The organism is Streptomyces sp. NPDC045026 (genome assembly GCF_056432625.1).
Genome location: NZ_JBWKIS010000007.1, coordinates 119446 through 139648, shown reverse-complemented (window position 1 = coordinate 139648; position 20203 = coordinate 119446). Strand labels below are relative to the sequence as shown.

The following is a 20203-nucleotide window of genomic DNA, read 5'->3' as shown; positions in this document are numbered from 1 at the left end:
AAAGGCCCACAGTCTGAGCAGCGACACCGCCCACAGGGAACACGTGACCGGTATACGGACACGACGCTCACACATCGTGAAGGTTCAGGAACGCCGCGCGCGCAGTTCCCGCACTCCCGCGACGGCCACGACGAGTGCGGTCGCGCCGGTCGACCACAGCAGCTGCGGCCGGGCCGTTTCGTCGGTCAGCATCAGGCCGATGACCGCCGCCATCGCGGCGAGCGTCACCCACGTCAGCCACGGGAACCCCCACATCCGCAGCACGAGCCGCTCGGGCGCCTCTCGTTCGACGAGCCGCCGCAGACGCAGCTGCGACGCCGCGATCAGCGCCCACACGAACAGCAGCACCGCGCCGACCGAGTTGAGCATGTAGAGGAACACCGAGTCCGGCCACTTCAGATTGAGCAGCACCGACACGAAGCCGAACGCGACCGAGGCGAGCACGGCCCGGCGCGGCACGCCCCCGCCGCTGACCTTCAGCAGCGCGCGGGGTGCCTCACCGCGCTCGGCCAGCGAGAAGACCATGCGGGACGAGCCGTAGAGGTTCGCGTTCAGCGCCGAGAGCAGCGCCACGAACACCACGATGTTCATGATCTGGCCGGCGCCCGGCACCCCGATCGCGTCGAGGACGGTGACGTACGGGCTGATGCCCGCCTTCTGCGCCGTCCACGGCAGCACCGTCACGATGACCAGCATCGAGCCGACATAGAAGAACAGGATGCGGAAGACCGCGCTGCGCACCGCCCGCGACACCGCGCGCACCGGGTCGTCGGACTCGGCGGCCGCGATGGTGACGACCTCCAGGCCGCCGAACGCGAACACGACGGCGAGCACACCGGAGATGACGCCCTGCCAGCCGTGCGGCAGGAAGCCGCCGTCCTGCCCGGTGAGGTTCGTGAAGCCGACCGGATCTGTGTCCGGCAGCAGCCCGAAGACCGCGAGCGTGCCGAGGACCAGGAAGGCGACGATCGCGAACACCTTCAGGGCGGCGAACCAGAACTCGAACTCGCCGAAGTTCTTCACGGCCGCCAGGTTCGCCCCGGTGAAGACCAGCATGAACACCAGTACCCACGCCCACTGGGGCACGCCCGGCGCCCAGCCGTTCGCGATCTGCGCCGCGCCCGTCGCCTCCACGGCGAGGACGACGACGAGCAGGAACCAGTAGAGCCAGCCGACACTGAACCCGGCCCAGCGGCCGAGCGCCCGCTCCGCGTGCACGGAGAACGAACCCGACGCCGGCATCGCGGCCGACATCTCGCCCAGCATCCGCATCACGCACATCGCGAGCGCGCCCGCTATCAGATACGAGACGACGATGCCGGGCCCCGCGACGGCGATCCCGGCGCCCGAGCCGACGAAGAGGCCCGCCCCGATGACGCCGCCGAGGCCCAGCATCGTCAGATGCCGCTGCTTGAGTCCGCCTCCGAGCGGTTCAGGTTCGGACGGGAGCTGGTCGTGCATCGGCGGTTCAGACTGCTTTCGGGGCTCGCGCGGGTTTGGCAGGAACCTACAGTCTCCCCGGCGGCCGCCCCCGGGAGCAAAACGGGCCGTTTCGGCGCTGGCCTCAGTGACGAGCATCACGCCAAGTCGCGCATGAGTGACGCCCTTTGTGAGGAGCCCACCAACACCCGCCGTCCCCCTTTGTCGAGCAGTGACCGTGATCGGGGATCGGCCCCTGGGATAGCGTCACGGTGTCCCAACCTGCCCTCACCCCCGCGGAGTCCCGATGAGTACGGCTGCCGTCTCCACCCGCCCCGGCAAGGTCCTGGCCGACCTGCTCCCCGCTTCGCGCACCCGCGACATCGCGCTCGTGCTCGGCGGCGCCGCCCTCACCGGCATCGCGGCCCAGATCGCCGTGCCCGTGCCCGGCTCGCCGGTCCCGGTCACCGGGCAGACCTTCGCCGCGCTCCTCGTCGGCACCGCGCTCGGCGCCCGCCGCGGCTTCCTCTCCCTCGCCGTGTACGCGCTCGTCGGCATGGCCGGCATGCCGTGGTTCGCGCAGGGCACCTCCGGTGCGGGCGGCGCCTCCTTCGGCTACGTCGTCGGCATGCTGCTCGCCTCCACCGTCGTGGGCGCGCTCGCGCGGTGCGGCGGCGACCGCTCGGTCCTGCGCACCGCGGGCACGATGGTCCTCGGCTCCGCGATCATCTACGCGGTCGGCGTGCCCTACCTCGCCGCCGCCACCGGCATGACCTTCACGCAGGCGGTCGCCGCGGGCCTCACGCCGTTCCTCATCGGCGACGCGGTGAAGGCGGCCCTGGCGATGGGCGTGCTGCCCACCGCCTGGAAGTTCGCCGACAAGTAGTTCGCGCAACGGGCGCTCGGCGCCCGCTGTAGTTCCTCCGGAAGAGGTTCGCCGGGTCGCATGCGGCCCTTATACCGGCGAACCTCTTCCGCGTTTGTGCGTCGTACAAGCCCCTCCGCACCCAGCCCGCGTAACCGCACCCGGTCCACATACGCGACAGCGGCCTCGACATCATCCGCGGAGGTTGCCGCGAAGGCGATGTCGGGCCGCTGGGCGAAACCGTCCGGGAACGGTCAGGCGGAGATCTTCTTCCGCTTCTGCACCTGCTCGCGCACCAGCGCGATACCGACCACCAGGGCCGCCACGAGCAGCGACAGGACGACCTGCTCGCGGCCCGCGTCGTCGGTGAGCATGTAGACGAGCACGAACGAGATGCCGGCGATCGTGGCCCACGTCAGATACGGGAAGAGCCACATCTTCACGACGAGCTTCTCCGGCTCCTCGCGCAGGATGATGCCGCGCATCTTCAGCTGCGTGAAGCAGATGACGAGCCAGACGAAGAGGGCGACGGCGCCGGAGGAGTTCAGGAGGAAGTTGAAGACGGTGTCCGGCCACTGGTAGTTGAACCAGACGGCGAGGAAGCCGAAGACGACGGAGCCGAGAATCGCGGCCTGCGGCACACCACGCCTGGTGGTGCGGGCGAACGCCTTGGGGGCGTCGCCGCGCTGACCGAGCGAGAAGGCCATGCGGGAGGCGGTGTAGAGCCCGGAGTTCAGGCAGGACAGCACGGCCGTCAGCACGATGACGTTCATGACCTCACCGGCGTGCGGGATGCCGATGGAGTTCAGGGCGGCGACGTACGAGCCGTCCTCGACGATCGACTTGTCGTTCCAGGGCAGCAGCGTCAGAACGACGAATATCGAGCCCAGGTAGAAGATGCCGATGCGCCAGATGACGCTGTTCGTGGCCTTGGTGACGGCCTTCTGCGGGTCCTCCGACTCACCGGCCGCCAGCGTGACGATCTCGCTGCCCATGAAGGAGAAGACGACCATGAGGACGCCGGTGAGGATCGACCCGGCGCCGTTGGGCATGAACCCGCCGGCATCCGTGAGGTGTGCGACCCCGTCACCCGGGTTGTCCGAGCCCGGCAGCACTCCGAACACGGCGAGCACGCCGATGGCGACGAACGCGCCGATCGCGACGACCTTGATCCCCGCGAACCAGAACTCGAACTCTCCGTAGGAGCCGACCGAGACCAGGTTCGCCGCGGTGAGCACGATCATCACGATCAGGGCCCAGCCCCACTGCGGGACACCGGGCACCCAGCCGTTGAGGATCTTGGCGCCGGCGGTCGCCTCGACGGCGAGGACCACGACCCAGAAGAACCAGTAGAGCCAGCCGATGGAGAAGCCCGCCCAGCGGCCGAGCGCCCGGTCCGCGTACGCGGAGAAGGAGCCGGAGGTCGGCCGGGCCGCGGCCATCTCGCCGAGCATCCGCATCACGAGGACGACCATCAGGCCGACGAGCGCGTACGAGATGAGGATGGCGGGACCGGCGGCGGCGATGCCGGAACCGGAGCCGACGAAGAGTCCGGCGCCGATGACACCGCCGATGGCGATCATCGAAAGGTGCCGGTTCTTGAGGCCGGCCTTGAGCCCGTCGGGACCGTTGGTGCCGGTCGAACCGTTCTCGGGCTGTGAATCTCCAGGATTGTGGGGCGCCTGGTCGGCCTTCGCAAGGGAGGGTTGCGAGGTCATGGACGAATCCTTAAGTCTCGGGTCACGAGCCCACGCATTCAAACCCAGGGACGTACCGGACGGAAGACCTGACTCCGTATCGTGATTTTCGACTCCGAGACGTTTGCCCGTAAACGAACGGCGACAACGACCCGACCGCGCCGTGTCCGGGTGGGACGTGCCACACTCGGACCCATGCGCGTGTACCTCGGCTCGGATCATGCCGGCTACGAACTCAAGAACCACCTCGTCGAATGGCTCAAGGCTCACGGCCACGAGCCCGTCGACTGCGGGCCCCACATCTATGACGCCCAGGACGACTACCCTCCGTTCTGCCTCCGTGCCGCGGAGCGCACGGCGGCGGACCCGGACGCCCTCGGCATCGTGATCGGCGGCTCCGGCAACGGCGAGCAGATCGCCGCGAACAAGGTGAAGGGCGTCCGTGCGGCCCTCGCCTGGAGCGAGCAGACCGCCGCCCTCGGCCGTGAGCACAACGACGCGAACGTGGTCTCCATCGGCGGCCGCATGCACACGCAGGAAGAGGCGACGAAGTTCGTCGAGATCTTCCTCTCCACCCCGTACTCGGGCGAGGAGCGCCACACGCGCCGCATCGAGATGCTGTCGCGCTACGAGGAGACGGGCGAACTCCCCGCGATTCCGGCCCACCACCCGCAGGGCTGATTCAGCCCCGGTCTTTCGGGAAGGGGCGGGCCGGGGGAGGAAACCCCCGACGCCCGCCCCCACCCATCCCAGAAGAAAGAAAGCCGTGCCTGAGGGCCACACCATCCACCGCCTGGCCCAGGACCACGCGGACCGCTTCACCGGCCGCCCGGTCACGGTGAGAAGCCCCCAGGGAAAGTTCTCCGACAGCGCCGCCCTCCTGGACGGCCAGGTCCTGGACACCACGGAGGCCCACGGCAAACACCTCTTCCTGGGCTTCGCGGACACCGGCTGGATCCACATCCACCTGGGCCTCTTCGGCAAATACGCCATCGGGGAGACCCCCGCCCCGCCGCCCACGGACACCGTCCGGCTGCGGCTGCTGAGCGACACGTACTACTCCGACCTGCGCGGCCCCACGACCTGCGCCCTGATCACGGACGCCGAGAAGCAGGCGATACACGACCGCCTCGGCCCCGACCCGCTCAGGAACGGCGACGACCCGGACCGCGCCTGGCGCCGTATCTCCCGCAGCCGCACCACCGTCGCCGCGCTCCTCATGGACCAGAAGGTCATCGGGGGCGTCGGCAACGTCTACCGCGCCGAGGTCCTCTTCCGGCACGGCATCGACCCGTACACCCCGGGCAAGGACCTCACGCCCGACGAGTGGACGGCGATCTGGACGGACCTGGTGGCGCTGATGCGCGAGGGCGTCCGGCACAACCGCATCGACACCGTCCGCCCGGAGCACACCCCCGAGGCGATGGGGCGTCCGCCGCGCGTGGACGACCACGGCGGCGAGGTGTACGTCTACCGGCGGGCCACGATGCCCTGCCACCTGTGCGGCACGGAGATCCGCACGGCCTCCCTCGCGGCCCGCAACCTCTTCTGGTGCCCGAGGTGCCAGCCACCGCGCTGACCGCCGCCCGCACCCTGCCGTCCTTCGGAACCCGTTCGGAACCCGATCAGAACCCGTGCGGCAGCCACGGCGCCACCGTCGAACCGAACGCGAGCGCCGCCTCGGCGACCGCACCCGGCCGCAGCTCCCGCACCCGGCCGGCCGCCGCCAGCGCCGTCGGCGACGTGTCACCGAGGTAGACGGCCGCCAACTCCCGTACGGACAGGGCGAGATCGGCTGGTTCCTCGCCGTCCCCCGTGCGCTTGCAGGACGCCCCCTTCGCGTCCCCGGTCAGCCGCCACCGCCCCGCGTTCCACGGACAGAACTCGTCCGTCACGTCCAGCACGATGTCGACCGGCGCCTGGTACGTGCGGGCCTCCAGCGCGAGACCGACGTCCACGAGCCGTACGTGCATCGAGTCCCGCAGTTGCACCTGGCACCGCCGGATGTCGCTGACCAGGGAGAACAGCGGATCGTCCACCGGCCGGTTGCGTGCCTCGACGGTCGACGTCAGGTCGATGTCCAGGAGGAAGCGCCACAGCGCCGCGTACGCCGCCGGGTCGAGCGCGTCGATGTGCCGCAGCGTGATCCGGCCCTTGGGGCCGGCCGCGTCCCACTCGGGCTTGTTGTGGAACCGGACGTAGCCGACCGTCTCCCCGTCCCGCTCGGCCAGCACGCACTGCATCGGCGACGCGCCCTCGCGCTCCGACGGCGGGTCGAGCAGCGGCAGCCGCTCCCAGCCCGGCCTGCGGGCGAACATGCCGGGCCGGGTGCCGATCGTCCGCACGTACACGGCCTCGCACCGGGCGGCGGCCTCGGCGACGTCGACGAAACGCAGCCGTACGTCGTCCGTGCCCGCCGGTGCGTTGATCCGCACCCGCGTCGAGTCGATCTCCACGCTCGCCTGCCGCGTCGCGATCCCGTACCCGAACCGGCCGTAGATGGCGGGCTCGGACGCGGTGAGCACGGCGAGCGGCTCACCCCAGGACCGTACGTCGTCGAGCTGGCGCCGCATCATCGACGTCAGGACCCCGCGCCGTCGGTCCGTCGCTGCGACGGACACCATCGTGACGCCCGCCGCCGGCACCTGTGCCCCGCCCGGCACCGTCACCCGGAACGAGAAGGCCCCCGCCGTCCCCACGCAACGCTCGCCGTCCCACACGCCGATGGACCGGTCGAACTCGGTGAGGTCGTTGTAGAGCGCGCGCTCCTCAGGCGCTTCGGGGACGCCACCGAAGGCCAGCTCCAGCTTCGCGTACCACTCGTTCCACTCGTCCTGGCGCAGCACCCGTACGTCCATCGTCATAAGCCATCCCTACCAGGACACCGTGGGCGAAGCGAGAGAATTTCCCCGCCCGGGAAGGCGCCCCGGGAACCGCCCGGGGCCGCCGGGAAGAGGGACAAGTGGGACCTCCCGTGCGAAGCCCCTGGCCCGATGGATAAGGTCCACGAGCAATGGCAGGACGACGCGCGCAAGCCGAGACGTTTCCGGCCCGGATGAAGATGAGACTGCACCGGGCCCGCATCGGCCTGCGCAAATCGGGTGTCGACTACTTCCGGGGCGACGGTTCCGACTGGGTCGCGCTGGTGGGCCTGCTCCTCACGGTCCCGGTCATCGCCTGCGGCACCCTCCTCAACCCGGTCTGGTGTTCCCCGACGGCGCTCGTCCTGCCGATCGTGGCGGGCGGCCTGCTGCTGCGCCCGGCCAGCCTCCTCGGCCTGTACGCGGCCGCCGCGGCGGCCCTCATCGTGGAATCGGTCAGGCTCGGCCCGTACGCGGAGGGCGCCGCCCGGGTCACCCCCGGCACCGTCCTTGTCGTGGCCGCCTGCGGTTTCTTCGGTCTGCTCATCGCCCAGTTCCGCAGCCGGGTCGGCGTGCCCTGGCGGCGCGGCGGCACGATGCTGTTCGACCTGCGCGAACGCATCCGCGTACAGAGCAAGCTGCCGCAGCTGCCCCAGGGGTGGCACCGCGAGATGGCGCTGCGCCCGGCCGGCGGCCAGTCCTTCTCCGGCGACTTCGTCGTCGCGGCCCGCACGAACGGCGGCCGCACGCTGGAGGCCGTCCTCACCGACGTCTCGGGCAAGGGCATGGACGCGGGGTCGAGGGCGCTGCTCCTGTCCGGAGCCTTCGGCGGACTCCTGGGCTCCCTGCCGCCGCACGCCTTCCTGACCGCAGCCAACGGCTATCTGCTCCGCCAGGACTGGGACGAGGGCTTCGCCACCTCCATCCACCTCGTCCTCGACCTGGAGTCGGGTGACTACGAACTCTTCTCCGCGGGGCACCCGCCGGGCCTCCAGCTCAGCGCGGGCAGCGGCCGCTGGGAGGAGAAGGCCGCCGAGGGCCCGCTCCTCGGCGTCTACGACGGCGCCCAGTTCGACTCCATAAAGGGCTCCCTGAGGCCCGGCGACGTCCTGATGCTCTTCACGGACGGCCTGGTCGAGACGTCCGACCGCGACATCACCGAGGGCATCGACCGCCTCACCGGCGAGGCGGACCGCTATGTCTCCGGCGGCTTCCACGGCGCGGCCTGGCACCTCATCGAAGCGGTGGCCAAGGACGTCAACGACGACCGGGCGCTGCTCGTGATCTGCCGGGACGCGTGAGCCGTGCGGACCGTGCTGAGCGAGCGCCTCTCGGTCAGCTACGGCCAGTTGTACGTCGTCAGTGACCCTGGCCGGGATTCCGGCGGCGGACCGCACGAGACCATGGCGGGCCAGACGCAGGGCCTCGCCGGAGCCGCACTGCCGGGGTTCCTGTACCTGTCCACCGGCCTGCACACGGGCCACATCCCGTTCACCGTCGAGGTCCACGAGTCGGCACCGGCACTCGACGGGTCGTACGACGCGTGGGAGGAGATCGTCGAGGTCTCCTTCACGCCCGTCGGCGACGACGTGTCGCTGGACCTGTGGGGAGGCGATGGTTCCTTTCCGCTCGGCCTGGACCGGGTCTGCCACCGGGTGCGCTACTGCGGCAGCGGCCTCGACGAGTCCCGGAACGCCGAGACCGTCGACCTGGACCTGGCCGGATCCCTCGAACGTCATCTGCTCCAGTTCTGGCCGGCACCGCACGCCCCCGACCGCCTCCTGAGGCAGACGTCCCAGGACGCGGCCTACTGGCACGACTTCGCCCGGAGCCTGCCCCCGCCGCCGGCCCCCGAGGAGCGGGCCGCGGCCGAGCGGGAGGCCAGGGAGCGCGAGGAGCGCGAGCGTCGGGACCGGGAGATCGCGTACGAGAAGCGGGAATGGGGTGGCCGCCTGCCCACCCCGCAGCTGCGCGCCGTGGGCGGCGACATCGCGGGGATCAGTCAGGTCGCGCCCGCGCTCGTGCACGCCGTCGACGCGGTGGACGCGGCGACGCAGCGGAGCGTGGCGCACTGGGCGATGCGCCGCGCCTTCGTGCGGGCGGGCCTCGACCGGGTCGACTGGCTCGTGGAACTGATGAGGGCGGTGGAAGGGGAGGGGGAGGCTCCGCTCCCGTCTCAACAGGGCGTCGTCGAAAGGCTGTTGAGCGATCCCGCGATCGAGCACACCATGGTGCGGGTCGCGGCACTGGTGCACGGCAGCGTTCCGCGGCTGCTGCAACAGGCGGTGGCGACCCCGGCGTTGTACGCCGCGGCCGACCCGGATCCGCTGCGGGCGGCACTGGACTCCCTCTGGGCGGCAGCGGGGACGTACGGCGAGGAGTACGCGCTGCTGTTCTCGCGGGCGCTGGATGACTTCCCGGCGCTGCGGGAGGCACAGGCCCACTGTTTTCCGGATGGTGCGCCCGCCATTTCGGATGGTGCGCCCGCCTTTCCGGATGGTGCGCCCGCCGCGGTGGCCCCGCCCCGTGCCGAGCCGCCCGAGGAACCCCCGATCGTCGGACCGGCCGCCGGGTGGCCGCGGTCCGGGGAGTGACCCCGCACCGCGGCTCACCGCTCACCTGCCCGCGCCGATCCGTTCCTCCCCCGAAGCCGAAGCCGAAGCCGAAGCCGAAGCCGAAGCCGAAGCCGAAGCCGAATTCGGGGCCGCAGCCGGATCCGGGGCCGCAGCCGGATCCGGGGCCCGCCCGCCCGGCAGGATCCGGGCCAGCCACCGCGACTGCCCGGCCGCCAACGGCCCCAGCACGGCGAGCACCAGCACGTACCCCGCGATGAAGGGGGAGAGGCGGGAGTCGAGCCCCGCGGCCGCCGCCATCGTCGCGAGGATCAGGGCGAACTCGCCCCGGGCGAGCAGCGCCGTCGAGATGTTCGCGGCGGGGCCGGGCCCGAACCCGTACACGCGCGCCGCGCCGAGTCCCGCCAGCACGTTCATCACCAGCGTCACGGCGACGGCGGCGAGGACCGGCCACAGCACCGTCGGCAGGTCGCCCGGGTCGATGGAGAGGCCGAACGCGAAGAAGAAGATCGCGCCGAACGCGTCCCGCAGGGGGTGCACGAGCTTGCGGATGCGCTCGCCCGATGTGGTGGAGCCGAGCATCAGGCCGACCATGAACGCGCCGATCGCGTCCGCGACCCCGAACCACTCGGAGACCCCGGCGACGAACACCGCCGCGCCGAGGAACGAGATGACGAGGAGCTCGTCGTCCTTCGTGTTGAAGAGGTGGCCCACGATGCGGGTGCCGAAGCGTGCCGCGAGGGCGAGCAGCAGGAGGAAGCCGAACGCCTTGCCGCCGTCCATGACCGCCGACGCCAGGCTGTCCGCGCCGGACAGGATGGGCTGGAGCGCGGCCAGGTAGAGGGCCAGGAAGATGTCCTCGACGACGATGATCCCGAGGATCGGCCTGGTCTCCGGATTGCCGAGGCGGCCGGTGTCGACCAGCACCTTCGTGACGATCGCCGACGAGGAGATGCCGAGGACCCCGGCGAGGACCAGAGCCTCGGAGGTGCCCCAGCCGAGGGCGAATCCGAAGCCGAGGCCCGCGCCGACGTTCAGCGCGAGGTACGTCCCGCCGGCGGCGGCCATCTTGCGGCCGCCGGTCTTGAGGTCGTCCAGATGGAATTCGAGGCCGAGGTAGAAGAGCAGCAGGACCAGGCCGAGCGCGGAGAGCATCTCCAGGTCGTGCGGGTCGGCGACCAGCACGATGCCGGGTGTGTGCGGGCCGAGGAGGATCCCGGCCAGGATGAACAGGGGAATGGTGGGAAGTCCGATGCGTCCGCCGAGGCGGGCGAGGACGGCGGCGGCGAGAAAGGCGCCGCCCATGGCTATCAACGTGTCTGCGTGTCCGATGGGCCCGCTCCTCTTTCGTTTCTTGGCTTGGTCGGATGACCCGCTTGGGTCAAGAGAAGGTCAAGAACGCGTCAATAGTTAGCTTACCAAACCATTTCGCGGCCGGGGTGGGGTTCTCCCCACCCCCGTTTCGCCAGCGGCCCTCATGGCCGGCCCAGGCCCTCGATCCGTACGTTCGGGACATCGGATCCGGCACCGTACGAGAGGGCGACCATGGGCCTGGGCAAGAAGCGGCACGACGAGGTGCCGCGTGACGACAGGTGGGCCGTCGAGCTGCGCGGAGTCCGCCGTCGGTACGGCCGCGGCGGCGGCGCCGTGCACGCCCTGCGCGGCATCGACCTCGCCCTGCCCTGCGGCACCTTCACCGCCGTCATGGGCCCCTCCGGCTCCGGCAAGTCCACGTTCCTCCAGTGCGCGGCCGGCCTCGACAGCCCCACCGACGGCACCGTCCACCTCGGCGGCACCCTCATCACCGGCATGGGCGAGAACAAGCTCACCGCCCTGCGCCGCACCCGACTCGGCTTCGTCTTCCAGGCGTTCAACCTGCTGCCCTCGCTCACCGTCGAGCAGAACGTCGTCCTGCCCATGCGCCTCGCGGGGCACCGCCCCGACCGGCGCCGAACCGCCGAGGTCCTCGCCCAGGTCGGCCTCGGCGACAAGGGCGGGTGGCGTCCTGGCCAACTCTCCGGCGGCCAGCAGCAGCGCGTCGCCATCGCCCGCGCCCTGATCACCCGCCCCGACGTCGTCTTCGCGGACGAGCCGACCGGAGCCCTGGACACGACAACGGCCGCCGACATCCTGGGGCTTCTGCGCACCGCCGTCGACCGCATGGGCGCCACCGTCGTCATGGTCACCCACGACCCGGCCGCCGCGGCCCATGCCGACCGCGTCCTGTTCCTCGCCGACGGCCGGATCGTGGATCAGCTGAACGGCGGGTCCGTGCAGACGATCGCCGCCCGCATGACGGCCCTGACGGCCCCCGCCCGTACACCCGTGCACCCGGGCGCCCCCGCGCAGCCCGTAGGGTCGGCCGCATGCTGACCCTCGCCGAGGTGGAGGCCCTGGCACGCAGGGCCCACGCCAACCAGACGGACAAGGCCGGACGCCCCTACGCGGAGCACCTGGAGGCGGTCGCCGAAGGTGTACGCGCCCGGGGCGGCGACGACGAGCAGATCGCGGCGGCCTGGCTGCACGACGCGATCGAGGACGACGCGCTCTCGCCCCGGTGGCTGGCCGCGGCGGACCTCACGGACCGCACGAAGGCCGTCGTCCTCGCCCTCACCAAGCGCCCCGGAGAGCCTCAAGAGGCCTACGCGCAACGAATTCTGGCCACTCCGGGCGCGCTGCTGGTGAAGGAGTCGGACCTGGCCCACAACGCGAACCCCACCCGCCTGGCGGTCCTGGACGCGCCGACGAGAGAGCGCCTGACAAGGAAGTACGCAGGGATGAGATCGCTACTGGGCATCAACGAAACCCCGTAGACGACGCGCCCCTGTGAACGCGCCCCTATGAGGGGCGCGGGGAACTGCGCGACAAGCCCCCGCGCCACCCTCAAACGCGGGCCCGCCCACGATTCCGCGCCACCTCGGCCGCGTCCTTCTTGAACGCCCACTCCATCTTCGGCTCCATCGCGAACCGGAACATCCGCTGGACCGGGGGAGTGCACAGGACCGTGATCAGGGAGGCCGCGACGACCGTCACGAACACCTCGCCCAGCGGCTTGTGCAGCCAGGCGTAGTCGTCGAACCAGCCCCAGAACCGCGAGCCCTTCGCGATGAAGCCGTGCAGCAGGTAGCCGTACAGCGTCCCCGCGCCCAGCACGGTGAACCACATCTTCCGCCGCGGCACCCAGGCGAAGAAGCACGCGGTGAGCACGACCGAGCAGCCGAAGAGCGCGAAGGTCATCACTACACCGGCCCACCACGGAGCACCCAGCTCCTGCGCGCTGTCGCGGTGGTAGAACCACGCCGACGTCATCCGCGGAGCGGCCCAGTACGCGAGGACCAGCGCGGCCGCGAAGATCGGCACGGACAGGATCCGCACCTCGCGGCGGCGCACCAGCTGGAAGTGCTCGGGCTTCATGAACAGGCCGAGGACGAAGAAGGGGAGGAACTGCAGGACGCGCTGGAGGTCGAGGTCGTCGCCGATGTCGGGGGAGACGGAGGCGAGTACGGCGATCGCGACCGCGAGCGGCACCGGCCAGCGGACGATCTTCCACAGCGGGGTGGTGAGCCGCCAGATGAACAGTGCGATCAGGAACCAGGTCAGGAACCAGGGATCGAGCAGACTGATCGGCTGTGTCGGATCGTCGTCCGCCCAGCGCTTGAAGAAGGTGTACGCGACCTCGAAGATCACGTACGGCACGGCGACCCCGGTGATGAGCCGCCGGAGCCGGTCGGGCCGCATGTCGAAACTGCGGGAGAAGTAGCCGGAGATGACGATGAACGCCGGCATGTGGAACGTGTAGACGATCATGTACAGCGCCTCGGCGACGCGGCTGTGATCCGTCAGCGGTTCCCAGGAGTGGCCCATCGCGACGAGCACGATGGCCAGGTACTTGGCGTTGTCGAAGAACGCGTCCCGCTGTTTCGCGGGCTTGGCGGCCGGTGTGGGGGAAGCGGCTGCCGTGTTCGGTGGCTGATGGGCGGGGGCCGTCTGTGCCGCAGGGAGCGGGGCTCGGGTGGGGGCAGCGCGGAACATCTGAGGCACCTTAGCGGCGCCCGCTGTATTTCGTAAAACCCTCACGTCAAATCCTCCTTACCGCGCGTGTACCCCCGATTCGGAGAAGTCGGCATAGCGATGGCGAAGTTTTCGCAGGTCTTCCGGCAAGACTTCGGGAGGCATCCAGATGAGTCCGTTATGACCACTCTCATCCTGATTAAATAGTGCATATCGGCCGCACTCGACCGCCCCGGGTGTGGCCCCCGCGACAATTCGAATTCACAGCGAACAACACATGCGTGACCTCGCGTGCTCACCATGTGGACATGCTGTGTGTGCATGGAAACGATCAGGCCGAATTGCCGGCCACGGGAACCCGTGAAATTGCCCGGGGAACGCGCGCCGATCATGTGCCCCAAGGGCGTGCGGCCGGCGGGCCGTCGCGCGGGAGTGGCCGACGATGCGTCACCAGCCGCATACGGGGGCCGTGTTGGTGGCACGATGGTCCTGGCGGGGGTGTGCGGGGTCGTACCCCCCGGGCCGGGAGAGCGGACCGACCTAGGGTGTGATCAGTGTGGCCATTTCGCTGTCAGTCGTACTGCTGTTGGCGATCATTCTCGTGGTGCTGATCCGGGGAGGGTCGATCAAGGCCGGGCCTGCCGTAGTGGCGGTCCTGTTCGGGTTCTTCCTGGCCTCGACCGGAATGGCCGACGACATCCAGAGATTCCTGAACTCGATAGCGGACACGATCAACTCGATCCAGTTCTGACCGCTCGAGAGACCGTCCGGCTCTGGACGTGAAAAACCCCGGGCCCGGTTCGTGAGAACCGGGCCCGGGGTCACAAGAGCGGGCGACGGGAATCGAACCCGCGTAGCTAGTTTGGAAGACTAGGGCTCTACCATTGAGCTACGCCCGCACAGTTCGCACCGCAGGTCGGTGACCGCGGCAACGGGAAGCATCGTAGCGGGTCGGAGCCCCTCGCCGCACACCGCATTCACGCCGCTCGTAATGCGGGAGCCGCACCGGCCGCGTGCATGTACCCTACGTGTCGCACCGACGGGGTGTGGCGCAGCTTGGTAGCGCGTCCGCTTTGGGAGCGGAAGGCCGTGGGTTCAAATCCCGCCACCCCGACCAGCGTCGCAACAGCAGCGTCTCAAGCAGTTAAACGTCTCCTCAAGATCGCGTTGTGGGTCGGCTCCGGCTTGCCGTTACTATGCAAGCTGCGTGCCCGTGTGTCTCTTAACCGGGCAGGAACCCAGAAGTCAGCCCCCAAGGAGACCGAACCGTGAAGAGCGCCGTGGAGACCCTGAACCCGACCCGGGTTCGGCTCAGCATTGAGGTGCCCTTCGAGGAGCTCAAGGACAGCCTCGACGCGGCGTACAAGAAGATCAACCAGCAGGTCACGGTGAAGGGCTTCCGCAAGGGCAAGATCCCGGCCCGAGTCATCGACCAGCGGTTCGGCCGCGGTGCGGTCCTGGAGGAGGCGGTCAACGACGCGCTCCCGAAGTTCTACACCGAAGCGGTCAACGAGGCCGAGCTCAACGTGCTCGGCCAGCCCGAGGTCGACATCACGGAGCTGAAGGACGGCGAGACGCTGAACTTCACCGCCGAGGTCGACATCCGTCCCGAGATCGTGATTCCGGACTACTCCGGCATCGAGGTCGAGGTCGACGCCATCGAGGTCTCCGACGAGGACGTGGACAAGTCGGTGGAGCAGCTCCGTGAGCGCTTCGCCTCCACCTCCCCGGTCGAGCGGGCCGCCGAGGACGGCGACGTCGTCACGATCGACCTCGAGGCCAAGGTCGACGGCGAGGTGCTCGAGGACGGCATCGCGTCCGGCGTCTCGTACACGATCGGCTCCGGCGAGCTCCTCGAGGGCATCGACGAGGCCGTGAAGGGCCTGGAGGCCGGTGGCGAGGCCACCTTCACCTCCGAGCTCAAGGGCGGCTCCGCCGAGGGCAAGGAGGCCGAGGTCGCCGTCAAGGTGACCCAGGTCGCCGCTCGTGAACTGCCGTCCCTGGACGACGAGTTCGCGCAGCTCGCCTCCGAGTTCGACACCCTCGACGAGCTCAAGGCCGACAGCCGCAAGCGCCTCGAGAACATGAAGCAGTACGACCAGGCCACGCAGGCCCAGGAGCGCGTCCTGGAGAAGCTGCTCGAGCTGGTCGAGGTCCCCGTTCCCGAGAAGCTGCTCGCGGACGAGGTCCAGACCCGCAAGCACAACCTCGAGCACCACCAGCTCGGCCAGATGGGCCTCGACCTCGCGAAGTACCTCGAGATCCAGGGCAAGACGGCCGAGGAGTTCGACGCCGAGACCGCCGAGCAGGCCGTCAAGGGCATCAAGACGCAGTTCGTCCTCGACGAGCTCGTCAACAAGGAGAAGCTGAACGTCAACCAGGAGGAGCTCACCGAGCACCTCATGCGGCGCGCGCAGTCCTCCGGCATGTCCCCCGACCAGTTCGCCCAGGCCGTCGTCGAAGGCGGCCAGGTCCCGATGCTGGTCGGCGAGGTCGCCCGCGGCAAGGCCCTCGCGGTCGTCGTCGAGGCCGCCACGGTCAAGGACACGAACGGCGAGATCGTCGACCTCGAGGACGACGAGGACGAGTCGGCTGCCGCCGGCGAGACCGTCGAGGCGGAGGCATCCGCCGACGCCGAGGAGAAGAACGAGGCCTGAGCCTCGGTCTGATCTCATCTACGCAGCTGGGCCCCGGGACGACATCGTCCCGGGGCCCAGTCGTAGCTGCGGGGCAGGGCGCGACATGCGCTCACAGCGAACAGTTCCCCTTGCGGGATTCACCGAAGGGACCCGCGCGTTAGGGTCCATGAATACGAGGGCAGATGAGTCCCCGTGCCGCCGCCGAACGGCGGTGCGCAGGTGCGGCTCCCCGGCCCTCCGGATAAGACGCGAGACGGCGCGTTGCCGTCAGAGACGAGCAGGTGGATACGTGACGAATCTGATGCCTTCCGCCGCCGGTGAGCCGTCCCTCGGTGGTGGCCTCGGCGACCAGGTCTACAGCCGACTGCTCAACGACCGCATCATCTTCCTGGGCCAGCAGGTCGACGACGAGATCGCCAACAAGATCACTGCCCAGATGCTCCTCCTGGCCGCTGCCGACCAGGACAAGGACATCTACCTCTACATCAACAGCCCCGGCGGTTCTGTGACGGCCGGCATGGCGGTCTACGACACCATGCAGTACATCCAGAACGACGTCGTCACCATCGGCATGGGCATGGCCGCCTCTATGGGCCAGTTCCTGCTGACCGGCGGCACCCCGGGCAAGCGCTTCGCGCTTCCGAACACGGACATCCTGATGCACCAGGGTTCCGCCGGCATCGGCGGTACGGCTTCGGACGTCAAGATCCAGGCCGAGTACCTGCTGCGTACGAAGAAGCGCATGGCGGAGATCACGGCCCGGCACTCCGGGCAGACCGTCGAGACGATCATCCGTGACGGTGACCGCGACCGCTGGTACACCGCCGAAGAGGCCAAGGCGTACGGCCTCATCGACGAGATCATCAGTGCCGCTACGGGTGTTCCGGGCGGCGGCGGCACCGGGGCCTGAAACCCCGGTTACGCGGTCAACCCAGCCCACCTCACCAGGACGGAACACCGACCATGAACAACATCCCCGGCAGCGGTCTGTACACCGGCCCGCAGGTCGACAACCGCTACGTCATCCCGCGCTTCGTCGAGCGCACCTCGCAGGGCGTGCGTGAGTACGACCCGTACGCGAAGCTCTTCGAGGAGCGCGTGATCTTCCTCGGCGTGCAGATCGACGACGCGTCCGCCAACGACGTCATGGCGCAGCTCCTGTGCCTGGAGTCGATGGACCCGGACCGTGACATCTCCATCTACATCAACAGCCCCGGCGGCTCGTTCACGGCCCTCACGGCCATCTACGACACGATGCAGTTCGTGAAGCCGGACATCCAGACGGTCTGCATGGGCCAGGCGTCCTCCGCGGCCGCCGTGCTCCTCGCCGCCGGTACGCCGGGCAAGCGCATGGCGCTGCCGAACGCCCGCGTCCTGATCCACCAGCCCTCCGGTGGCACGGGCCGTGAGCAGCTCTCCGACCTGGAGATCGCCGCCAACGAGATCCTCCGGATGCGTGAGCAGCTCGAGGAGATGCTGGCCAAGCACTCCACGACGCCGATCGAGAAGATCCGCGACGACATCGAGCGCGACAAGATCCTTACGGCCGAGGACGCCCTGGCGTACGGCCTGATCGACCAGATCATCTCCACCCGGAAGATGAACAGCGACGCTATCGCGTGACGTACCGCTGTATCGTCTGCCGCTCCTTGGCACGGTTCACGTCAAAGTGAACCGTGCCAAGGGGGGCCCGAATGGGGGGCCCGGCAAGGTACCGTCGGATACAGGCACCAGGAGTCGCTTACGCGAGCGTCTCCCAGGCGAAGGGGAAGCACCTCGTGGCACGCATCGGTGACGGCGGCGATCTGCTCAAGTGCTCGTTCTGCGGAAAGAGCCAGAAGCAGGTCAAGAAGCTCATCGCAGGCCCCGGTGTGTACATCTGCGACGAGTGCATCGACCTCTGCAACGAGATCATCGAGGAAGAGCTCGCGGAGACGAGCGAGGTCCGCTGGGAAGAACTTCCCAAGCCTCGCGAGATCTACGAGTTCCTCGAGGGCTATGTCGTCGGCCAGGAGGCCGCGAAGAAAGCCCTCTCGGTCGCTGTGTACAACCATTACAAGCGGGTCCAGGCCGGTGAGAACGGCGGAGCCCAGGGACGCGACGACGCGATCGAGCTGTCGAAGTCCAACATCCTGCTCCTGGGCCCCACGGGCTCGGGCAAGACCCTCCTGGCCCAGACCCTGGCCCGCATGCTGAACGTTCCGTTCGCCATCGCCGACGCGACGGCGCTCACGGAGGCCGGCTATGTGGGCGAGGACGTCGAGAACATCCTCCTGAAGCTGATCCAGGCGGCCGACTACGACGTCAAGAAGGCCGAGACCGGGATCATCTACATCGACGAGATCGACAAGGTCGCCCGCAAGAGCGAGAACCCGTCGATCACGCGCGATGTGTCCGGTGAGGGCGTCCAGCAGGCCCTGCTCAAGATCCTCGAAGGGACCACGGCTTCCGTCCCGCCCCAGGGCGGCCGCAAGCACCCCCATCAGGAGTTCATCCAGATCGACACGACGAACGTTCTGTTCATCGTGGGCGGCGCGTTCGCCGGCCTGGAGAAGATCATCGAGTCGCGGGCGGGTGCCAAGGGCATCGGCTTCGGCGCGACGATCCACTCCAAGCGCGAGCTGGAGGAGAAGGACCAGTTCCAGGAGGTCATGCCGGAGGACCTGGTGAAGTTCGGGATGATCCCCGAGTTCATCGGCCGTCTCCCCGTCATCACCTCGGTCCACAACCTGGACCGCGAGGCGCTCCTCCAGATCCTCCTGGAGCCGCGCAACGCCCTCGTGAAGCAGTACCAGCGCCTCTTCGAACTCGACGGCGTGGAGCTGGACTTCGAGCGCGAGGCCCTGGAGGCCATCGCCGACCAGGCCATCCTGCGCCGCACCGGCGCGCGCGGCCTGCGCGCGATCATGGAGGAAGTCCTCCAGTCCGTGATGTACGAGGTCCCCTCCCGCAAGGACGTGGCCCGGGTCGTCATCACGGCAGAGGCCGTCCTCTCGAACGTGAACCCGACGCTGATCCCGCGGGACGTCCGCGGCTCGGGCAGCGGCGAGCAGAAGTCGGCGTAGCGCATACGCGAGACATGGGAAGGGCCCCGGTCGGTGACCGGGGCCCTTCTTTCATGCGGTTCTCAGGTGCTGTGCCTAGGTGCTGTGTCTCAGGTGCGGTGCGAGGTCAGGACTTGACGCGGACCTCGCCGCGGAGCTTGGTCGCCGTGTCGGCGGCGCTCTGCAGATCCGCGCTCTTGCCCGACATGGCCGCCGCCAGCTCGATCGGCATGACGACGCCGAGCGTGCTGTGGTCACCCCAGATGCAGACCGGAATCGACATCTCCTTGGGACCGGAGGGAGTCTCGCCGCTGCTGGGTGCGTCGTTCTTGATCTTGGTCTCCTGGCACTTCATCACTGCGCCGTCGGAGTCGAAGGTCTGCGGGTCGCCGACCAGCTGACCGGTGTCGGAGTTGTCCGCCGAAGACTTCTTCTTCATCTGGGCGAACATCCCGTCGACGACCTTCTCCGGGTCGGAGATCTCGCCGTACACGCCCATGAACTTCAGGTACTTGGCCGCGAGCGGGTTCGTCTTGGCGTCGCCGGCCTCGTAGTCCGCGCCGACGCCCTGGGCGTTCTTGACGCCGTTCTTCTCGGCGTCCTTGACGTCCTCGTCGCTGGAGTCTTCGCTGCTCGCCGACTTCTTGTACTCACCGAGCACCGTCGCCGGCGTCGTCAGCTTGTGGGGGCCGTCGTCCGCGACGGAGGAGCCGCCACCGCCGAACACGAAGTACGCGGCCACGCCGATCGCCGCGACCACGGCCACCGCGCCGATGATCAGGCCCGTCTTCTTCTTGCCGCCCTGGGGCGGACCGGGGGGCGGCGGGACCTGGCCGTAGGGGGCCTGGGGCTGCTGCCCGTAGGGGCCCGGCTGCTGGGGCTGGCTGTAGCCGCCCGGCTGGCCGTACTGGGGCTGCTGCGGCGGCACGCCCTGCGGGGCCTGCTGCGGGTACCCGTAGCCGGGCTGGGGCGCGGCCGGGGGCTGCTGCCCGTAGGGGCCCGGCTGCGGCTGGCCGTAGGGTCCGGGCTGCTGAGGCTGCTGCCCGCCGTACGGGCCCGGCTGGTTGTAACTCATTTCTGGGGTTCCCTCCCGA

At 69.3% G+C, this 20203-nt stretch carries 18 protein-coding genes and 2 tRNA genes; 13 read left to right on the top strand and 7 right to left on the bottom strand.

Going from position 1 to position 20203, the window contains the following annotated elements:
• Positions 1–84: 84 nt before the first annotated feature.
• Positions 85–1461 carry an amino acid permease gene (locus tag AC07EJ_RS17765; protein WP_478884481.1) on the bottom strand — a complete coding sequence of 459 codons (1377 nt, stop codon included), beginning with the start codon at positions 1459–1461 and terminating at the stop codon, positions 85–87.
• A gap of 265 nt (positions 1462–1726) precedes the next feature.
• On the opposite strand from AC07EJ_RS17765, the gene AC07EJ_RS17760 reads away from it, so the two are divergent.
• Positions 1727–2305 carry a biotin transporter BioY gene (locus tag AC07EJ_RS17760; protein WP_389477443.1) on the top strand — a complete coding sequence of 193 codons (579 nt, stop codon included), beginning with the start codon at positions 1727–1729 and terminating at the stop codon, positions 2303–2305.
• A 233-nt stretch (positions 2306–2538) separates the two neighbouring features.
• On the opposite strand, the gene AC07EJ_RS17755 is transcribed toward AC07EJ_RS17760, so the two are convergent.
• Positions 2539–4002, bottom strand: a complete 1464-nt coding sequence (locus tag AC07EJ_RS17755) for an amino acid permease (RefSeq protein WP_389477445.1) — start codon at positions 4000–4002, stop codon at positions 2539–2541.
• Between the two features lie 174 nt (positions 4003–4176).
• Here AC07EJ_RS17755 and AC07EJ_RS17750 point away from each other — a divergent pair, with 174 nt between their 5' ends.
• Together AC07EJ_RS17750 and AC07EJ_RS17745 are read left to right on the top strand one after the other, a co-directional pair.
• Entirely contained in the window at positions 4177–4662 is a 486-nt protein-coding gene (locus AC07EJ_RS17750; protein WP_227294665.1) for a ribose-5-phosphate isomerase, read from the top strand.
• Positions 4663–4747: 85 nt separating this feature from the next.
• Positions 4748–5560 carry an Fpg/Nei family DNA glycosylase gene (locus tag AC07EJ_RS17745; protein ID WP_393586547.1) on the top strand — a complete coding sequence of 271 codons (813 nt, stop codon included), beginning with the start codon at positions 4748–4750 and terminating at the stop codon, positions 5558–5560.
• A gap of 46 nt (positions 5561–5606) precedes the next feature.
• Here AC07EJ_RS17745 and AC07EJ_RS17740 read toward each other — a convergent pair whose 3' ends face one another.
• A complete protein-coding gene (locus tag AC07EJ_RS17740) occupies positions 5607–6845 on the bottom strand; it encodes a GNAT family N-acetyltransferase (protein ID WP_389477449.1) in 1239 nt (412 codons plus the stop codon).
• 149 nt (positions 6846–6994) lie between these two features.
• Between AC07EJ_RS17740 and AC07EJ_RS17735 the strand changes: the two genes are divergently transcribed.
• Positions 6995–8143, top strand: a complete 1149-nt coding sequence (locus tag AC07EJ_RS17735; protein WP_393586545.1) for a PP2C family protein-serine/threonine phosphatase — start codon at positions 6995–6997, stop codon at positions 8141–8143.
• A gap of 3 nt (positions 8144–8146) precedes the next feature.
• The gene (locus tag AC07EJ_RS17730) at positions 8147–9436 is read left to right on the top strand and encodes a hypothetical protein (RefSeq protein ID WP_478884480.1); all 1290 of its coding nucleotides are present in this window, start codon (positions 8147–8149) and stop codon (positions 9434–9436) included.
• Between the two features lie 21 nt (positions 9437–9457).
• Here AC07EJ_RS17730 and AC07EJ_RS17725 read toward each other — a convergent pair whose 3' ends face one another.
• A complete protein-coding gene (locus tag AC07EJ_RS17725; protein WP_478884479.1) occupies positions 9458–10720 on the bottom strand; it encodes a cation:proton antiporter in 1263 nt (420 codons plus the stop codon).
• 240 nt (positions 10721–10960) lie between these two features.
• Between AC07EJ_RS17725 and AC07EJ_RS17720 the strand changes: the two genes are divergently transcribed.
• A complete protein-coding gene (locus AC07EJ_RS17720) occupies positions 10961–11788 on the top strand; it encodes an ABC transporter ATP-binding protein (protein WP_389477458.1) in 828 nt (275 codons plus the stop codon).
• Positions 11782–12228 carry an HD domain-containing protein gene (locus AC07EJ_RS17715; protein WP_389477460.1) on the top strand — a complete coding sequence of 149 codons (447 nt, stop codon included), beginning with the start codon at positions 11782–11784 and terminating at the stop codon, positions 12226–12228. Before AC07EJ_RS17720 ends, AC07EJ_RS17715 begins: the two co-directional genes overlap by 7 nt.
• Positions 12229–12298: 70 nt before the next feature.
• Here AC07EJ_RS17715 and AC07EJ_RS17710 read toward each other — a convergent pair whose 3' ends face one another.
• Positions 12299–13447 (bottom strand): acyltransferase family protein, encoded by a 1149-nt coding sequence (locus AC07EJ_RS17710; protein WP_393586538.1) that lies wholly within the window; start codon positions 13445–13447, stop codon positions 12299–12301.
• A 535-nt stretch (positions 13448–13982) separates the two neighbouring features.
• Here AC07EJ_RS17710 and AC07EJ_RS17705 point away from each other — a divergent pair.
• Complete coding sequence (locus tag AC07EJ_RS17705) at positions 13983–14177, top strand: hypothetical protein (protein WP_100594330.1); 195 nt, start codon at positions 13983–13985, stop codon at positions 14175–14177.
• Between the two features lie 77 nt (positions 14178–14254).
• On the opposite strand, the gene AC07EJ_RS17700 is transcribed toward AC07EJ_RS17705, so the two are convergent.
• A tRNA-Gly gene (locus AC07EJ_RS17700) sits at positions 14255–14325 on the bottom strand.
• 141 nt (positions 14326–14466) lie between these two features.
• On the opposite strand from AC07EJ_RS17700, the gene AC07EJ_RS17695 reads away from it, so the two are divergent.
• The 5 genes from AC07EJ_RS17695 to clpX all read left to right on the top strand — a co-directional run bounded on the left by AC07EJ_RS17695 (position 14467) and on the right by clpX (position 19130).
• A tRNA-Pro gene (locus AC07EJ_RS17695) sits at positions 14467–14543 on the top strand.
• 151 nt (positions 14544–14694) lie between these two features.
• Positions 14695–16083 carry a trigger factor gene (tig, locus tag AC07EJ_RS17690; protein ID WP_478884478.1) on the top strand — a complete coding sequence of 463 codons (1389 nt, stop codon included), beginning with the start codon at positions 14695–14697 and terminating at the stop codon, positions 16081–16083.
• 283 nt (positions 16084–16366) lie between these two features.
• The gene (locus tag AC07EJ_RS17685) at positions 16367–16975 is read left to right on the top strand and encodes an ATP-dependent Clp protease proteolytic subunit (protein ID WP_356278867.1); all 609 of its coding nucleotides are present in this window, start codon (positions 16367–16369) and stop codon (positions 16973–16975) included.
• 53 nt (positions 16976–17028) lie between these two features.
• Positions 17029–17688, top strand: a complete 660-nt coding sequence (locus AC07EJ_RS17680; RefSeq protein ID WP_100594205.1) for an ATP-dependent Clp protease proteolytic subunit — start codon at positions 17029–17031, stop codon at positions 17686–17688.
• A gap of 155 nt (positions 17689–17843) precedes the next feature.
• Complete coding sequence (gene clpX, locus AC07EJ_RS17675) at positions 17844–19130, top strand: ATP-dependent Clp protease ATP-binding subunit ClpX (protein WP_389477468.1); 1287 nt, start codon at positions 17844–17846, stop codon at positions 19128–19130.
• Between the two features lie 106 nt (positions 19131–19236).
• On the opposite strand, the gene AC07EJ_RS17670 is transcribed toward clpX, so the two are convergent.
• Positions 19237–20184, bottom strand: a complete 948-nt coding sequence (locus AC07EJ_RS17670) for a hypothetical protein (protein WP_393586536.1) — start codon at positions 20182–20184, stop codon at positions 19237–19239.
• Positions 20185–20203 lie beyond the last annotated feature (19 nt).

Excerpts from the sequence above, each read along its gene's own strand:
- AC07EJ_RS17760 (WP_389477443.1), top strand. The coding sequence starts at position 1,727 with ATGAGTACGGCTGCCGTCTCCACCCGCCCCGGCAAGGTCCTGGCCGAC.
- AC07EJ_RS17725 (WP_478884479.1), bottom strand. The coding sequence starts at position 10,720 with ATGGGCGGCGCCTTTCTCGCCGCCGCCGTCCTCGCCCGCCTCGGCGGA.
- AC07EJ_RS17685 (WP_356278867.1), top strand. The coding sequence starts at position 16,367 with ATGCCTTCCGCCGCCGGTGAGCCGTCCCTCGGTGGTGGCCTCGGCGAC.
- AC07EJ_RS17755 (WP_389477445.1), bottom strand. The coding sequence starts at position 4,002 with ATGACCTCGCAACCCTCCCTTGCGAAGGCCGACCAGGCGCCCCACAAT.
- AC07EJ_RS17740 (WP_389477449.1), bottom strand. The coding sequence starts at position 6,845 with ATGACGATGGACGTACGGGTGCTGCGCCAGGACGAGTGGAACGAGTGG.
- AC07EJ_RS17670 (WP_393586536.1), bottom strand. The coding sequence starts at position 20,184 with ATGAGTTACAACCAGCCGGGCCCGTACGGCGGGCAGCAGCCTCAGCAG.
- AC07EJ_RS17720 (WP_389477458.1), top strand. The coding sequence starts at position 10,961 with ATGGGCCTGGGCAAGAAGCGGCACGACGAGGTGCCGCGTGACGACAGG.
- AC07EJ_RS17765 (WP_478884481.1), bottom strand. The coding sequence starts at position 1,461 with ATGCACGACCAGCTCCCGTCCGAACCTGAACCGCTCGGAGGCGGACTC.
- AC07EJ_RS17680 (WP_100594205.1), top strand. The coding sequence starts at position 17,029 with ATGAACAACATCCCCGGCAGCGGTCTGTACACCGGCCCGCAGGTCGAC.
- AC07EJ_RS17715 (WP_389477460.1), top strand. The coding sequence starts at position 11,782 with ATGCTGACCCTCGCCGAGGTGGAGGCCCTGGCACGCAGGGCCCACGCC.
- AC07EJ_RS17710 (WP_393586538.1), bottom strand. The coding sequence starts at position 13,447 with ATGTTCCGCGCTGCCCCCACCCGAGCCCCGCTCCCTGCGGCACAGACG.
- AC07EJ_RS17750 (WP_227294665.1), top strand. The coding sequence starts at position 4,177 with ATGCGCGTGTACCTCGGCTCGGATCATGCCGGCTACGAACTCAAGAAC.
- AC07EJ_RS17735 (WP_393586545.1), top strand. The coding sequence starts at position 6,995 with ATGGCAGGACGACGCGCGCAAGCCGAGACGTTTCCGGCCCGGATGAAG.